General features: G+C 43.1%; 15 protein-coding genes. 5 read left to right on the top strand and 10 right to left on the bottom strand.

Going from position 1 to position 15,981, the window contains the following annotated elements; all coding sequences use genetic code 11:
- Nucleotides 1–3: 3 nt before the first annotated feature.
- Both AB0756_RS29995 and AB0756_RS29990 read right to left on the bottom strand, forming a co-directional pair.
- A complete protein-coding gene (locus tag AB0756_RS29995; protein ID WP_038076131.1) occupies nt 4–984 on the bottom strand; it encodes a glycosyltransferase family 2 protein in 981 nt (326 codons plus the stop codon).
- A gap of 150 nt (nt 985–1,134) precedes the next feature.
- Nucleotides 1,135–1,875: a class I SAM-dependent methyltransferase gene (locus tag AB0756_RS29990; RefSeq protein WP_038075916.1), complete on the bottom strand. Its 741-nt coding sequence runs from the start codon at nt 1,873–1,875 to the stop codon at nt 1,135–1,137.
- Nucleotides 1,876–2,093: 218 nt separating this feature from the next.
- Here AB0756_RS29990 and AB0756_RS29985 point away from each other — a divergent pair, with 218 nt between their 5' ends.
- The gene (locus tag AB0756_RS29985) at nt 2,094–3,287 is read left to right on the top strand and encodes a 1-deoxy-D-xylulose-5-phosphate reductoisomerase (protein WP_050046909.1); all 1,194 of its coding nucleotides are present in this window, start codon (nt 2,094–2,096) and stop codon (nt 3,285–3,287) included.
- Nucleotides 3,288–4,035: 748 nt separating this feature from the next.
- On the top strand, nt 4,036–4,227 hold the full coding sequence (locus tag AB0756_RS29980; protein ID WP_038075919.1) for a hypothetical protein: 192 nt from the start codon (nt 4,036–4,038) through the stop codon (nt 4,225–4,227).
- Between the two features lie 211 nt (nt 4,228–4,438).
- Here AB0756_RS29980 and AB0756_RS29975 read toward each other — a convergent pair whose 3' ends face one another.
- The 7 genes from AB0756_RS29975 to AB0756_RS29945 form a co-directional block, all read right to left on the bottom strand.
- Complete coding sequence (locus AB0756_RS29975) at nt 4,439–4,936, bottom strand: acyl-CoA thioesterase (protein WP_038075922.1); 498 nt, start codon at nt 4,934–4,936, stop codon at nt 4,439–4,441.
- A gap of 634 nt (nt 4,937–5,570) precedes the next feature.
- Complete coding sequence (locus tag AB0756_RS29970) at nt 5,571–5,915, bottom strand: DUF1815 family protein (protein ID WP_038075925.1); 345 nt, start codon at nt 5,913–5,915, stop codon at nt 5,571–5,573.
- Nucleotides 5,916–6,434: 519 nt separating this feature from the next.
- Complete coding sequence (locus tag AB0756_RS29965; RefSeq protein ID WP_153021444.1) at nt 6,435–6,590, bottom strand: hypothetical protein; 156 nt, start codon at nt 6,588–6,590, stop codon at nt 6,435–6,437.
- Between the two features lie 248 nt (nt 6,591–6,838).
- Nucleotides 6,839–7,054: a DUF2839 domain-containing protein gene (locus AB0756_RS29960; protein WP_038075928.1), complete on the bottom strand. Its 216-nt coding sequence runs from the start codon at nt 7,052–7,054 to the stop codon at nt 6,839–6,841.
- An 88-nt stretch (nt 7,055–7,142) separates the two neighbouring features.
- Entirely contained in the window at nt 7,143–8,207 is a 1,065-nt protein-coding gene (locus tag AB0756_RS29955; protein ID WP_050046757.1) for a WD40 repeat domain-containing protein, read from the bottom strand.
- Nucleotides 8,208–8,229: 22 nt separating this feature from the next.
- Nucleotides 8,230–10,191 (bottom strand): serine/threonine-protein kinase, encoded by a 1,962-nt coding sequence (locus AB0756_RS29950; protein ID WP_038075931.1) that lies wholly within the window; start codon nt 10,189–10,191, stop codon nt 8,230–8,232.
- Nucleotides 10,192–10,376: 185 nt separating this feature from the next.
- Nucleotides 10,377–11,957 carry an ATP-dependent DNA helicase gene (locus AB0756_RS29945; RefSeq protein WP_038075933.1) on the bottom strand — a complete coding sequence of 527 codons (1,581 nt, stop codon included), beginning with the start codon at nt 11,955–11,957 and terminating at the stop codon, nt 10,377–10,379.
- Between the two features lie 337 nt (nt 11,958–12,294).
- Between AB0756_RS29945 and AB0756_RS29940 the strand changes: the two genes are divergently transcribed.
- A complete protein-coding gene (locus AB0756_RS29940; RefSeq protein WP_038075935.1) occupies nt 12,295–13,272 on the top strand; it encodes a M48 family metallopeptidase in 978 nt (325 codons plus the stop codon).
- Nucleotides 13,273–13,389: 117 nt separating this feature from the next.
- Here AB0756_RS29940 and AB0756_RS29935 read toward each other — a convergent pair whose 3' ends face one another.
- Nucleotides 13,390–13,629, bottom strand: coding sequence for a DUF2283 domain-containing protein (locus AB0756_RS29935; RefSeq protein ID WP_038075938.1), 240 nt, complete (start codon nt 13,627–13,629; stop codon nt 13,390–13,392).
- A 248-nt stretch (nt 13,630–13,877) separates the two neighbouring features.
- Between AB0756_RS29935 and lysS the strand changes: the two genes are divergently transcribed.
- Nucleotides 13,878–15,560: a lysine--tRNA ligase gene (gene lysS, locus AB0756_RS29930; RefSeq protein ID WP_038075940.1), complete on the top strand. Its 1,683-nt coding sequence runs from the start codon at nt 13,878–13,880 to the stop codon at nt 15,558–15,560.
- 15 nt (nt 15,561–15,575) lie between these two features.
- Complete coding sequence (locus AB0756_RS29925; protein WP_038075943.1) at nt 15,576–15,782, top strand: type II toxin-antitoxin system RelE/ParE family toxin; 207 nt, start codon at nt 15,576–15,578, stop codon at nt 15,780–15,782.
- The last annotated feature ends 199 nt before the right edge of the window (nt 15,783–15,981 follow it).

Genomic DNA, 15,981 nt, shown 5'->3' with positions numbered 1-15,981 from the left:
TGATTAGTGTGTATTACTCACTGTTTGTGCTTGAAGTACCGATGGTTGAGAAACCCCCCCAGTTTCTTTCAACGTATAAATAGGACGCCCTTTCACTTCTTCATAGATACGACCAATGTATTCCCCAAGAATACCAATGCAGAATAATTGAACAGAACCGATAAAGAATAGAGCAATGGTAATTAGGGTAAAGCCCATTAATGGAGTCGCTCGATCGAATAAGCGCCAGTAAAGTACGAGAAATATCATCAGTATAGCGGCGGCAGCTGACACTAACCCCAAATAGGTTGCCAACCGCAGGGGAACTCGTGACAGAGAAATAATTCCGTTCAGTGCTAACGCCCAAGATTTACCAAAGGTATATTTGACTTTCCCCGCATAACGAGGTTCTCTTTCAAAGTAAACAGCAGTTTGGCGAAACCCTACCCAAGCCCTTAAACCGCGAATGTAGCGATTGCGTTCTGGCATGGAGTTGAGGACATCAACAACTTGCCTGTCCATCAAGCAAAAATCCCCCGTATCCGATGGTATGTCTACATCAGATAACCTTTGGAGAATGCGATAAAAAGCAAAAGCCGTAAAGCGCTTTAGCCAGCTTTCTTGTTTGCGAGATACCCGTTGAGCGTAAACAACTTGGTAACCTTGTCGCCATTTTTCAATCAGGGACAAAATCAGTTCTGGTGGATCTTGTAAATCCGCATCCATAACGATCGCAACCCTACCTTGAACGAAGTTCAAACCTGCAGTCACTGCGATTTGATGACCGAAATTACGCGCCAAACTCAAGTATCTTATCCGACTATCGTGCATGTGGAGATCGCGCATTAGAAACAGCGATCGGTCTCGACTCCCGTCATCTACTAAGATTGCCTCTGTTTCCCCGTCCAACTGCTTCATCACCTGACAAAGACGACGGTACATTTCCGAAATATTTTCTTCTTCGTTATATATCGGTATAACTATAGAGTAGGTTGGCTTAATCAAAGCCATATCAGTTCTCCTATGAGATTGGGTATTGGGGATCGGCTAGCAGTAAATACTTATTAAATAACTAAGCATCATACAGGGTATATTGCAAGCAAAATCATAAGATGGTAAACCGTAAAAAGAAAAGTCATCCCCTGTCCCCAAGCTCTAGTCTGTTTTCTGTGCTAAAAGCACAATAGATACACCAAAGGGTATGCTAAACCGATTGAGTAAATAGCGTTCGCTTGCAAACAAAAGACTCAAAAACCGATTCACAGGTTTCGATGGCAAAGCTAGATCGCTGCTAGCAACGGAATTGCTCTCCAAGCGAAACAACTTCCGCAGACCACGAACAAGAGCAACAATAGGAAATAAAAAAGAATTAAAATAGCTGCTGTAACGCACTGTAAAACCAGCTTTCCTGACAAGTTGCTTCAAAGCTGTTAAAACGTAACGACGTTTGTGATGGTTAATTTCATCATGCTGGCTCCATAAAAATTGGTAAGCGGGAACTGTCACTAACAACCAACCACCAGGCTTCAGTCTCGAACGCAAGGCTAATAAAGCTGCTTTATCATCATCTATATGTTCTAAGACATCAAGTATCACAATCAGATCGTATTTCTCTGTAAAAGGAATATGATTCGGCAAACTTCCCAACTGAACTTGCGTGACTTCTTGCTTGTTGGCGATCGCACAAGCAACTTCGTCTAACTCCATTGCTGACACTTGACCGTGTCGAGCCAGCATATTCAAGTTGCCACCCGTACCGCACCCAGCTTCTAAAATTTTGGGATTTTTTGGCAAAGAGAGTTTGCCAATCATCATATCTACGATCGCACGGCGACCAACAAACCACCAATGCTTTTCTTCAACAGAGGCGTACTGGAGATAAAAATTTTTGTCCATATCTAATTAGCCATTATTTTAGAGTTTCAAGCAAATTTACATTTTGTAATATAGTTCTGTGTATTTCTGCTGAGCTTATTATTTAAATTAGAACATAGAGGCGGAGCGTCTTAGAAGGCATTCCCGTGGTCTGCGTGGGAACGAGAAAACTTCCTGTTACTAGTCACCGGTCAGGCGGTCACTCTATAGTATTGTTGTTTGTCGATCCCGAAATAATTGTGAAAGCAATAACACTTCTTGGTTCCACTGGCTCGATCGGTACCCAGACTCTAGATATAGTAGCTCAGTCAAGCGATCGCTTTCGGATTGTTGGACTCGCTGCTGGGAATAATGTAGAACTATTAGCTTCTCAAATCCGGCAATTTCGACCAAGCATAGTCGCTCTGTGCGCGGTAGAGAAATTACCAGCACTGAAAGAAGCAATCAAAGATATCGATCCCCAACCCATTTTACTTGCGGGGGAGGCTGGAGTTATTGAGGTTGCCCGATATGGTGAAGCTGAAACAGTCGTTACGGGTATTGTTGGTTGTGCGGGTTTGCTACCCACAATTGCTGCCATTGAAGCTGGCAAAGATATTGCCTTGGCAAATAAAGAAACACTGATTGCTGGTGGTCCTGTCGTTTTACCCCTAATTGAAAAACATGGTGTAAAACTGCTACCTGCAGATTCAGAACATTCAGCTATTTTTCAGTGTTTGCAAGGCGTTCCTAAAGGCGGTTTAAAGAAAATTTTACTGACTGCTTCTGGTGGTGCTTTCCGCGATTGGGAAGTGGAAAGGTTAGCAGCGGTGACGGTTGCTGATGCTCTCAAGCACCCCAATTGGACAATGGGGCGCAAAATTACTGTAGATTCTGCCACTTTAATGAATAAAGGGTTGGAAGTTATTGAAGCGCATTTCCTCTTTGGATTGGATTACAAGGACATTGAAATTGTAATTCATCCTCAAAGTATCATTCATTCACTGATCGAACTGCAAGATACTTCTGTCTTAGCGCAATTGGGTTGGCCTGATATGCGCTTACCCCTACTTTATGCTTTGTCTTGGCCCGATCGCATCTACACCAATTGGGAACGCTTGGATTTAGTTAAAGTTGGTAATTTAACCTTCCGCGAACCCGATCACCAGAAGTACCCTTGTATGAAATTAGCATACGCTGCAGGTCGTGCTGGTGGTTCCATGCCAGCTGTCTTAAATGCAGCCAATGAGCAAGCTGTGGCTTTATTTCTAGAAGAAAAAATCCGGTTTTTAGATATTCCTTGGTGCATTGAATGGGTGTGCGATCGTCACACAAAGGATAACCGTTCAAATCCTTCTTTAGATGATATTGTGGCAGCCGATCGATGGGCAAGACAGGAAGTTTTAACAGCAACAGAAAAGTTGACGTCTCGTTCTCAGATTATTTCTGCATGAGAACTTTACCAAATTAGATAAATTAAAAGTCAAAAGTTAAAAATCTTTAACTTTTGACTTTTGAATGCTGACTTTAATTAGCTTTTACCTGGAGATACAGTACCTAAGGTTGTGCTTCTCAATCATGCCCATTTGAAAAAGGAATGCGATACATAGATTTTGTATGGATATAGACTGTTACAGTCTTTCGCTTTCTTAATTCAAAAGAAAGGCAATACCTCTATAAATCAACCAACAATAACAACACGTATTCTGTTAGAAATTTATATATTTGGTACTGAATAATACCGTTTTACAGCCATTTCTTAAATAGTGCCATCCTGAAAAATACTGAATTTTGCTATGACAATTATAGAAAACACTATCCCCAAACTATCATAACTTCTATAGCATCCATTTAAGAAAGTCAATAAAATTAACTATAATTTTTTGAAAAAAGTATCTATAACTTACCCAATTTCTGATTGTTTTGTTGTATATTAATCGGAGAACAATTACAAAACTCAAAATAAACCTATAACGCGTTAAATATACATATTTGGCGTGAGGGTTGTTGGTATTTATTGGTTAACAGTTACCGTCCCACTTTAAGTCTCTAATTACTGTAGCTACTAACTGCTAACCGCTAACAATCCTTATAAAGGATATGAGAGTATTACATTTGTAATTGTTACGAAAGTCCGGATTTTCTTTGTCAATTCACACAATTGTTCATCAGGGTTAATCTAAAAAAAGGAGTAGTGTGTCTATGATTGCTACACTGCTTGTAGCTTGGATTGTCTTTACAATCCTCGTTAAAGCTATGAAAACAACGGCGAATACTGCATTTATTGTTGCTGTCAGCATTGTTTTATTAGAAGCGGGTTTTGGTATCAGTCCTCCAGATATCTGGAACTCTGTCATGAGTTTGCCCAAATCCACGCAAACCAGCAATCAATGACCACCTGACAGGTAACCCTATCTTCGCTCTAGGATCTACGGTGGCGTACACAAGTCTTATATAGTGCATTAAAAGCAGTTTCGATCCCCCTAACCCCCCTTAAAAAAGGGGGGAACTTAATTCCAATTCTCCCTTTTGACGATGTTTCATCTCTTTTCTAGAGATCTGTACACCACCGTAGGCTCTAGGATAGGGTTACCTGTTAGGTGATTCACTTGATTGATGCAGAAAGCCGTGCCAAAACGTCCTGGACTTTGGCAGGCAATTGACGCAAGGCTTTACCTCTTTCACGATCCACCGCTACTAAAGTCACTTTTGCAGTTACGTATAATTCTTGCCTATCTAGTGATTCAATTGCATAATCCCAGTTAATACGAATTCCTGTAACCTCAGCCATGCGCGTTCTCACAACTGCTGCCATACCTAATTGAAGAGAACGGTGATAGCGTACTGACAGTTCTACAACAGGTAAATCACAACCCAAGACGACAAGCTCTGCGTAATCAACCCCAATTGCTCGCAAGCATTCTACACGTGCTTCTTCCATCCAAGCTATGTAAGTACCATGCCAAACAATACCCGCATAGTCAGTATGGTGCGGTTGTACCCTCACAGGATATTCAAACCAATTTTCCAACTCTTGATTTGATAATTTGTCAAGAGCACTTGTGGGAGGAAGTTGTGGCTGATTTAGCGTTTCTTCTGACATTTTCAAAACTCAAGAGACTGCCTCATCTGACATAACACAAAATTTGTGCAAATTGTGCATTATTATTTTTTGAAGTACGGTCTATTGACTGGAATATCGCTGTGAGCCATAATATAGAGCGCTCCCCAAGTTGCAGTAAAATATTTGAAATGCAAAGGGATCGAACGTTGATAACAAGTCCTGTTTGGAAAGGAATTGCAGAGATTACTGCCAACTTTCACTTATGGAGCAAGCAATACAGGCGAACATAAACAGGAATATTAATTTTTTACACTACCTTACACCTTCTGAGTTCTGCAAGTCAGCGTGTGATAGAGGTAATGCAGAGGAAACTGCCGATTGTAGTTGCTAAATTGTGAAAATAGTTGCTAAATCTACGAGCGATCCAATACGAGATACCAACAATGGTGGCACCTTGTTGTTAATAAGTGCGTGTTATTGCACTGATTTTTTTGCCCAAACAAATTTAACAATAGCAAGTCAAAAACAACATGAGTGCCAACCCTTTGAAAGGTAGCCTCATCTGAATGGCTAAGAGCTAATCGCTAATGGCTAATAGTTAATGATCGAGAGCTGACCGTTTTTCAGGAACAGCAATTAGCAATCAGCAATGAGCTTTTTAGCAATGTTAAATTTAATAACGCTTAGCTAGAGTTTTAGTGGCTACAGGTGGTTGCACGGGATGCTTGACAATATTGGCAAGTTCCTGTAATTGATTTACCGCTTCTGCGCCTTCTAATTTCATCAATTCGCGATCGTCCCGCATCTCAGTCCATGTGATCCCGTAGTCGGAGACCAAAAATCGAATGAGGTGATTTTCTCCCAAGCTGACCATAAACGAAGCACTGTTCATTTGGTCGCCACAAGTATAGCAGGATGCTGGATATCCCCGCTTCTCTAGCACGATTGCCAAAGCTTGCAGGTTCATCACTAAGTCCTGAACGAATTGCCGATGTTGTTGTGCTAATCTGAGAAACACGTCTTTCCTCCTAACACCACTATCATTTGGGTCTCTTTTATATTTTCTTTAGATTCTCTCTCCAACTGGTATTGTAAACTATCCATTACAATTTATAGGTGTAAACAGAATCCTTAATTGCTACCTAGATTAGGTTAATCTATATATTTCTGGACTGTCGTATCAAAATATTCAGTTTGCTATTCCATAATTTCGGATAGAACGGCAAAAATTTATATTGTTTTTAGACAGTTCTATCAGGGTAGACGGAAAGCAGGAGTAATTCGCTATTAGATTAACTCAAATTTGGTACAAGTCAACTGAAGAAAATACCGATATTTTCTCGAAATCGGTTACATTGCACTAAAAATGCTACCCCTGATGCTACAAGTGCATCTTTATACCCTTTAAATTGTAAGAGATGGCAAGCTGTGTTAGCAGTTATCTCACAGCAATTAGTATGACACAATATTTCAACTATCTGCTTCACATATCTTAAGAATCAAGAAAAATTGGTAGATGACCCCGAACACTTGAGGCTCAGGGGTGTAGATAGGCAATATCTTGTAGAAGATGAATCTTACCCGTCTTAGAGGCAAGATGCAAGGCAAACACAAGAACGATATTGGATGCAACTGAGCGATCGCTATATACTACTGCTTTGCGTTGCTTGATGTTCCAAAGCAGCACGTGCATTTCTAAAACCTAGATTTGAAGCAAGTAGTCCTTTCCCTCCGCAGGCAACTGCAAACCAGAAGGTGATTATTTATACAAATTTGTCCTTTCTACAATCTCAAGTGAAAAACCCTAATTGTTTGACCTAACAGTGAAGATACCGAAAATCTGAAAACCAATGTTGCCATTTCGGCAGAAATTTTATACTGAGTGAATAGTTAGTGGTTAGTGGTTAGTAGAAAAAACGACTAACCACTAACCACTAACCATTACCCAACAATTTGCCACCAACCAAAAGCCGGACCGATAAAACGAATGGTCAACCAAGCAACAACCAAACCGCCAATTCCAAACCAAGTTAGGCGATTTGCCCATTTAACAAAAAATTCTGCTTGAGATTTGGTAACGGGTACCCAAGGTAGGATACGGGTTTCTTGACCGTATTTCTCTCCTATTAATTCTTTACGACGCTTTGCTTCACCCATAATGTTAAAAAAGAATCAATTCTATGGCTGATGATAGCGCTTGGTTGCAGCAATAAGGAGAAAAAGTTATAAGTTTTAGAGTTCTTGCCTAAAAAGAAAAGGCTTTGGCAATCTTATCTCCACTCCCACTGACAAAGCCTTGACCATCTGGATAAAAGACTACAGACGTGACCACATCGGAATATGATGTAAATGTACGGATTTGTTCTCCCGTATTTCCATTCCAGAGTTTGATGGTTTTATCCTCGCTGCCACTGACTAAGGTTTGTCCGTCTCGATTGAAAGCAACAGAGTTAATCAAACTGGTGTGACCTGCAAGCGTCCGATTGAGTTCTCCGGTACTCACATTCCACAATTTGATGGTTTTATCGTTGCTACCACTAGCTAGAGTTTGACCATCAGGGCTAAACGCTAGCGATCGCACTGAATCTTGATGCCCGGTGATGGTACGATTGAGTATACCTTTTGTTAGGTTCCAAAGCTTAATGGTTTTGTCTTTGCTAGCACTGGCAATGGTTTGACCGTCAGGGCTAATAGCAACAGCAAAGACTCCTTCTGTATGACCTTTAAGAGTATGGAGGGATTTACCAGTTTGTACGTTCCAGACTTTAATCGTGTTATCCCAACTGCTGCTAACTAGTGTTTGTCCATCAGGGCTGAAAACAACTGACCTGACGTTTTTAGGATGCTCTGCCAAAGTCCGAATAAGTTTTCCCGATGGCACATCCCAAAGTTTGATAGTTGCGTCCTTCCCACTACTTGCTAACATCTGTCCGTTGGGACTGAAGACAACTGACAAAACTCCTTGAGCATGACCTTCCAAAGTCTTAAGGTTTTTCCCGGTTTGTAAATCCCAAAGTTTAACGGTTTTGTCCTCACTAGCCGTAGCAAGTAAAGGTATGCTACCCTCGGACACGGGGTGAGGGCTCACTGCCACCGACCAAACCCTGCCTTGATGACCTGTAAAGGTGTGTGCGAGCTGAATCTTCTGCCAGTTTATGGCTTTTACTTCAATGGAAGAATTATTGATTTGCCACTGATAGACCCCGAAGGCTGCACCAGAAAGCACTACCACAGCCGCAATACTCCCAACAAGCAGTTTCGGAGATTTGCGAACAGGAGCTTGCTTTTGAGTTGTTTTATTATCTAGCATGGGAGACCTCTAACTTTTTATGTTATTTCCATATCCTCATGGTTCGATCGCGACTACCACTTACTAAAATGTGTCCCCAAGAACTCATCGTCATAGACAATACCCAGTCTGAATGTCCGGAAAGGGTTTGATACAAATTTCCCGTTTGTAAGTCCCAAATCTTAACGGTTTTATCAACACTTGCACTCGCGAGTGTTGTGCCATCAAAGCCAAAAGCGACAGCAACAACGCGATCGCTATGTCCTGGGATTGTGCGGAGTAATTTGCCAGTTGCGATATCCCAAACCTTGATTGTCTTGTCCCAACTGCCACTAGCAAACTTTTGCCCATCTGGACTAATAGCCACAGATCTGACAGCATCAGTATGATCTTCAAGAGTGCGAATTAATTTTCCGGTTTGTAGATTCCAGATCTTAATAGTTTTATCTTGGCTACTACTGATAAGAGTTAAACCATCAGGTGTCAAAGCCAGGGAAAAAACAGCACTTTTATGTCCGTTCAGAGTTTTTAACAGTTCTCCGGTGCGGACATTCCAAATTTTAATAGTTTTATCTTCACTTCCACTAACAAGGGTTTGACCGTCACGGCTTAAGGTCACCGACCAAACGGGTTGAAGGTGACCCCTAAGGGTATTCAGCAATTGACCCGTTCGAGTCTGCCAAATTTTGATAGTATTATCCCCACTTCCACTCACGAGTGTTTGTCCATCTGCACTGAGAGTAACTGCCCTCACATTCTCGGAGTGAGATTTTAGCGTGTGTAAGAGTTTTCCCGTACCGGCTTGCCAGATTTTAATGGTTTTGTCCTCGCTACCACTTGCGAGAGTTTGTCCATCGGCGCTTAAGGCAACTGACCAAACAAAACTGTCATGGGCAGCAACAACTCTTGCAAGAGTGTATCCTTCTTTCCTGCTAGGGGTGGGTTGTTCTTGGCTCGGTTCGGGATTGTCTTCTTTGGATAACGGGGATTTGGGTACTAGGAAAAAGTAAAGCCCTGCTGCTGTTGCGATCGCCAGGGCGATGACTCCGAGCCCTACAGGCAGCCATTTCGTCAAAAATTGCTCCTGTGGTGTTGATTCTATCTTTGTGACATTTGAAACTGTAGAATTACTGAATAGTGGCGAGCGAGATTCAATAGCAAGAGTTTGACTCGGCGGATCGATTTTTTGTAACCCTTTTAAGACCTCTTCTGCTGTTTGATAGCGCAGGCGGCGATCCGACTCCACCATTTTTTCAAGGATCTCAGCCAGTTCTTGGCTGATTGCGCTACTATCGCGCCAATTTTTTATACCCGCATATGGGCTGTTGGGATCGATAAGAGTTTTGACTTCTTGAGCAGATAATCCACTTGCTGCTTGTATGCCAATGACACCCACGGCATAAATATCGCTATTAAGTTGAGGGTAACCGTAAACCTGTTCTGGGGGCATATAAGCAGGAGTCCCCACTGCCATTGTTAAATTAGGTACACTTTGCCCATCTAGGGGAGGAATTTGTTTAACTGTACCAAAGTCAATTAAGACTAATTTACTATCTGTTTGTCTTCTAATTAAGTTAGAAGGTTTCACATCGCGGTGAATAACTCCATAACTGTGAACAAATTGTAAGATTTCTAAAATACCAGTTAATAAATCGGTAACCCGTTTTGAGTCCCAGGGGTGTCCCAGAATTAGCTCGTGAGTGAGAGTATGTCCGGCTATGTACTCCTGAACGAGATAAAATTCCTTGTTTTCTTCAAAATAAGCAAGTAATTGTGGAATGCGGTCATGCAAACCCAATTTTTCTAAAATTTCCGCTTCGTTTTTAAACCAAAGCTGAATTTTTGGCATTAATTCTGGGTTTTGTTTTGTTGGTCGTAATTGCTTGACGACGCAAACAGGATGACCGGGACGGTGGGCGTCGTTAGCAAGATAAGTTTGCCCAAATCCTCCTTGTGCAAGAACTTGAATAATTTGATAGCGACCACCCAAAAGTTGACCGTTCATAAGCTGTTGTTACGCACTGAATTTACAGACTTGGCGTGAAGATTGTTAGGGATTAGTGGTTAGTAGTTAGTGGTTAATGGTCACTGGTTACTAGTGTGAACTGAATTTACAAGCATTGTACCTACTAATTCTTGTAGGGGCGCAACGGTCTTGCACCCCTACGTACCACTAACAACTAACACTCCTCAAGCCGAGTCTTCTTCTTGGGTGGGGGAGAACAGGCTGGGGTCGAGATAATTGATCCGTGCCAAAGGGCTAAGGGCTGCCAGAACTTGAGCGCCGTAACTTCTGAGAATGACACGAGTATCTAGCAGGGCAACAACACCTTTGCTTTCTCGCACGGGGGCAATAGCCCGTTGCAATTCATTCAACGCCGTTGGTAACAAGTACAGACGGAACCAATCCTGATGCGATCGCTTGTAGTATGAGACTCTTCCTGCCACTAAAGGATGTTCTAGGGATGGCAGGGGCAAAGTGGAAATAACCAGGAGTTGGGGGGCTGGCAAAACTTTTTGATGTTCGCGCCAAAATTCCCAGCCCGTCACCAAAATACCTTTCTCATCCAAACAAGTTTTTTCTACCTGCACTCGCGAACCGAACTCAGCTGCGAGAATAGCACCCACTTGAGCTTTTAGTGGTACATCTCCCACAATAACAACCGTCAAACCGGGAGCTGTAGCGCCCAGACACACTAAAGTTCGTACTTTATGAATAAATGCTGTCTGAAATTCTGGCGTGTTAGGTAAGGGGAACTGGTAAGGTACGTACAATTGAATGGCTTCTGTTTGGCTATCCGATGAAAACTTCAAACACGTCAGATCGCCCAAACCCAACCGAGTCCGGAATAAAGGCGCTTCCGTTTCTGGTTCTAAGGCAGTCCCAACGAGTACAACAGGTTGGCGTTGCCAAATGGTCTCCAGTCTCTTGCCTAATTGAATGGGGGCGCAGTGTAAAGAAAACAAACCCGGACGGCGAGCAATAGTTGCCCAAAGGAGGGGAGGGGAGGGAGGGAGAGGGGGAGAGGGGGAGAGGGGAAGAGGGAGATTTTCGTGACGTTCTTTAAATTGATGCCAGAAATTTTGCCAAGCATTTGGTGTCTTTGTTATATCCAACGCTCCAAACAACCGACTTAAAACTTCTTCTTCAGCTAAGGTTAGGAGATAACACTCGTAAGGGTTGGTTGGATGTTGAAATAGTTCGTGGGTAAGTTGTACCCGAGAAGCACGAATTGTGTCTGCTTGGCTTGGGTAAGCAAGCATGAGTTCATCCCAGTCATGTGCTTCCAAACTGACTGACATTTGTTGACGCGCCCAATCTTCTAAATCATCTACCCCATCAATAATTGTGGGAATGCCAGCAGGAAAACTATTATCTGAGATGAGTTGCCCTTTTAACCAAGCCTCGGGTGAAATTAGGAGTAGCCCTTGGAAGTCGTGACCGGGCCAAGAGTCCCCCGTTCTGATTGGCTTGTTGACTTGCAACCACTGCTGCAATCGGGGTATTTCCACCCGCAACAAGCGTTGCTGTACGGATTGGGTGGCAACAATAATTACCGCACCGGGCCACATCAAAGCCGAAGCAACAAAACTCGTGCGATATCGCCCTTGATAGCCACTCACTGCCCCCACTTGAATAAGAGCACTCCGTCCGAGACGCAAGGCGCGTGCTACCAACCGTGCCATCGTCAAATGATGAGGCCACGAAGGGAACCCCGCCTGCGATCGCAGGAAGTTATGTAGTGATAAATGAACTTCTGCCTCAATCACTGGCTTTCAATCCCCTACAAATTCATTTTTTACTTGTAATAGCCCCATAAAAATCCATTATGTTGTTAGTTGCTAATGGCTAATGGTGAGACTAGTGCGTTCCCTTGTGCGTGGCATGCTCATTGCCATAGGAGGGTTTCCGTCCGCAGGCAACTGGTGAGTCCAGCGCTGCAGGTGGGTTTCCCGCGCCGCAGGCGACTGGTGAGTCCAGCGCTGCAGGCGGGTTTCCCGCGCCCTGGCGACTGGCGAACAAGGGAGGGCGAAGACGAAGGCCTAATAGCTAATTGTTCATTACCATTAGCTATTAGCAATTAACCATTAGCCGGTACCCTAAGTTATGCCAACTTATACAGGAATCTCTAGTGAAGCCTTTAAACACCCCCTGGACCGTGAAGCCGAGGAAGCCCTACGTAGTTTACCGGGGTTTGATTTTATCGCCCGGAAATTCATGGAATTTTTTGTTGAGCGCCCTCAGTTAATTTATCTAATGGGTAACACCATCCAAGTTGGGCCTCGTCAATATTCCACTATTTACCATATGTTTCGAGAATGCGTGCGGGATTTGGATATTTATCCAGAACCTACACTGTTTGTCGAACAAAATCCAAGCGCGAATAGCTATGCGCTGGGGCAAGAGCATCCTTATATAGTCATCAATACAGGGATCTTAGACTTGCTAAGCGAAGCCGAAATCAGGGCAGTGTTAGCCCATGAACTGGGGCATATTAAATGTGGTCATACTATTTTAATTCAAATGGCGATATGGGCGATGGGTGCTGCATCTGTCATTGGAGAATTAACTTTAGGCATAGGTAACTTGTTGAGTCAAGGGTTGATTTACGCCTTTTATGAATGGCGGCGTAAAGCCGAGTTATCAGCAGACCGAGCTGCTTTGTTAGTCATGGATGACTTGAACCCAGTGATGACTTCAATGATGAAAGTTTCTGGGGGCAGTCTTAAATATGCTAACGAATGCAGCTTACAAGAGTTTATTCTTCAGTCAGAGGATTATCAAGCACTTGACGCAGACGGATTAAATCAAATTTATAAATTTTTAATTTACAATGGGGGTCAAGGTGCATTTTTAAGTCATCCCTTCGCTGTCGAACGCGTGCATTATTTGCGACAGTGGTTAGAATCGGAAGAATATCGGCAAATTAAGAGGGGAAACTATCAACGTTCTGCTGCATCGGGTGCAGTCAACGTAGAAGCACAAGCCGCCCAACAAGCAGAGGCAGATACATTGCGTCGGCAAATTGAAGAATTGCAAAGAGAAATAGACAGAATGAGAAGATCTGATTCTAGCGATCGCTAAGGTTAACTCCCAAGGATTGTTGTTGGGTGGGCATCGCTCACCCAACAGTCAAGAGAATGCGAAGCACAGCCTCGCTCTACACATTCCCCAGTAGAGGAACGAGTATGGCACAAATGATTATGCAGTTGCTGAAAAGTGGAAATCTGCTATCAGTGGCAGTTCAACAAGAGGATGCTGCGATAGTCTTTGCGAGAAAGAGAGAATTTCTAAATTCTCAATCTCACCAGTCGTAGGGTTAAGACGAGCAAGTACACCATAATCAATTTCAGCTGGTTCCTGTTCTGGGTAAGGAGGGCGCTTGCTAATGTACAAGACGTCGCCAGAACTATCGTATTCAAATCGTAATTTCCCTTGCATAGAGTGTCTCTTTGTTAATTTTTAAGATGAAGACAGCGATTGGCAAGCAACAAGAGTGCTTTTCTTTTATTTCCTGTAGTGGCCAGTGATGCAACTGTCTACTCTCACTTAACAAACAGTAACCTTTACATTCCACGGGTGCAGTTAGTCAACAACTGTTTTTTGGTTTGAAGCGAGTTGTTTCCCGTTCGTTCTTTTTAAGATGAACATAATTATAATTAAATCTTGCCCTAATTAGTTCGTTAATCATGTCGGAAGAAGATATTCGTGCCACGCGACTGGAGAAAGTAGAACAACTGAGACAGCTAGGCATGAATCCCTATGCCTATCATGGGGAATTAACTCATCATGCTGCTGAACTACAGGAGAAATTTGCCGATCTGCCTAGCGGTGAAGAAATTGACGTTGAAGTTGCTGTAGCGGGACGCATTATGGCGCGTCGTGTTTTTGGCAAACTGGCTTTCTTTACCTTGCAAGATGAAACCGGCACAATTCAGCTTTACTTGGAGAAAAAGCGCATAGAGGAAGGCATGGCAGAGGTTGCTGGTGCTTTCGATAATTTGAAGCAACTCACAGATGTCGGTGATATTCTGGGAGCGAAGGGAACAATCAAACGAACTGAAAAGGGCGAGTTATCTGTATACGTAAAAAAATACACTATTCTTACTAAATCCCTTCTCCCCTTACCTGATAAATGGCATGGGTTGACGGATGTTGCCAAACGCTACCGTCAGCGTTATGTCGATTTGATTGTTAATCCTGAAGTTCGCCAAACATTTCGCCGCCGTGCTCTGATTACATCTGGTATTCGTCGCTACTTAGAACAGCGTGATTTTATTGAAATTGAAACTCCCGTTTTGCAATCGGAAGCAGGGGGTGCAGATGCGCGTCCGTTCATCACTTACCACAACACTTTAGAGATAGAACTGTACCTGCGAATTGCTACGGAACTCCATCTCAAGCGTTTGATTGTTGGCGGTTTTGAAAAAGTCTTTGAACTGGGCCGGATTTTTCGCAATGAAGGAGTTTCTACCCGTCACAATCCTGAATTTACCACGATTGAAATTTACCAAGCGTATGCCGATTACAACGACATGATGGCATTAACGGAAGATATTGTGACTACCGTTACTAAAGAAGTGCTCGGCACGCTCGAAATTAGCTACCAAGGTACACCAGTGAATCTGACTCCACCTTGGCGGCGTGCGACTATGCATGACTTGGTGAAGGAATATACGGGATTGGATTTTAACTCGTTCGGGACTTTGGAAGAGGCAAAAGAAGCAAGCAAGAATGCTGGTCTTGAAGGTATAGAAGATTGCTCCTCAATAGGTAAGCTTTTGAATGAAGCCTTTGAGCAAAAGGTAGAGGAAAACTTAATTCAGCCGACTTTTGTTATCGATTATCCTGTGGAAATTTCGCCACTGGCAAAACCCCATCGTTCCAAGCCCGGTATTGTAGAACGTTTTGAGTTATTCATCGTCGGAAGGGAAACTGCCAATAGTTTCTCCGAGTTGACCGATCCTATCGACCAAAGACAGCGTTTGGAAGCTCAAGCAGCACGCAAAGCGGCTGGCGATCTCGAAGCGCATGGGGTTGATGAAGATTTCTTGACGGCGCTGGAATACGGTATGCCCCCTACAGGTGGTTTGGGAATTGGAATTGACCGCTTGGTGATGGTGTTAACAGACTGTGCTAGCATTCGGGATGCGATCGCATTTCCATTGCTAAAACCTTCTAGTAGCGTTATTAAGGGATTTGACTACAACTCAGCAACTCAAACACTGACAATTGAATTCAGTAGTGGTAGCGTTTATGAATATTACAAAGTGCCTCCTGAAGTCAAGGAAGCTTTAGAGAACGCTCCTTCCGATGGCAAATACTTTAACGAGTCTATTAAAGGAAAGTTTAAGCACGAACAGTTGAGTTAAGCAGGTCTAAGGTACATGATGGTCAAGCCATCATGTACCTTAGAGGACTCAATTAGTGAGGATGACTTGTATGAGTTACGCATGACGAAGAGCGAGCATAACCCTCGATTTATCTTGACAACCGCTACTCCTCAGTGTTTCGTAGTTCTCCACGCTTTTATGAAGAAATATGACGGTGCTATTCGGGAGAAGGAGAAGTTCGCAAAACGGATTAATTCGTAGTAAACCGGAGTAATTCGGTTAACTGACTTCACCATAACTCAGTACAGAACTGTTTATTCTGTATTACTCGCAAGAGTTTTAGTCCGCTTTTAAATGATGACTTAATGAGATTAGCCAGTCTCAAGCGTCGAGGGAGGAACATGGCTGCTTTGCGACAGTGCAACACCGAACCTTACCCCGTGAAGTTTAAAAGCAGTGT

This window comes from Tolypothrix campylonemoides VB511288_2 (assembly GCF_045999855.1).
Taxonomy (GTDB): Bacteria; Cyanobacteriota; Cyanobacteriia; order Cyanobacteriales; family Nostocaceae; genus Scytonema; species Scytonema bouteillei_A.
The sequence above is the reverse complement of the archived record's forward strand: the minus strand, read 5'-3'. Positions and strand labels throughout refer to the sequence as shown.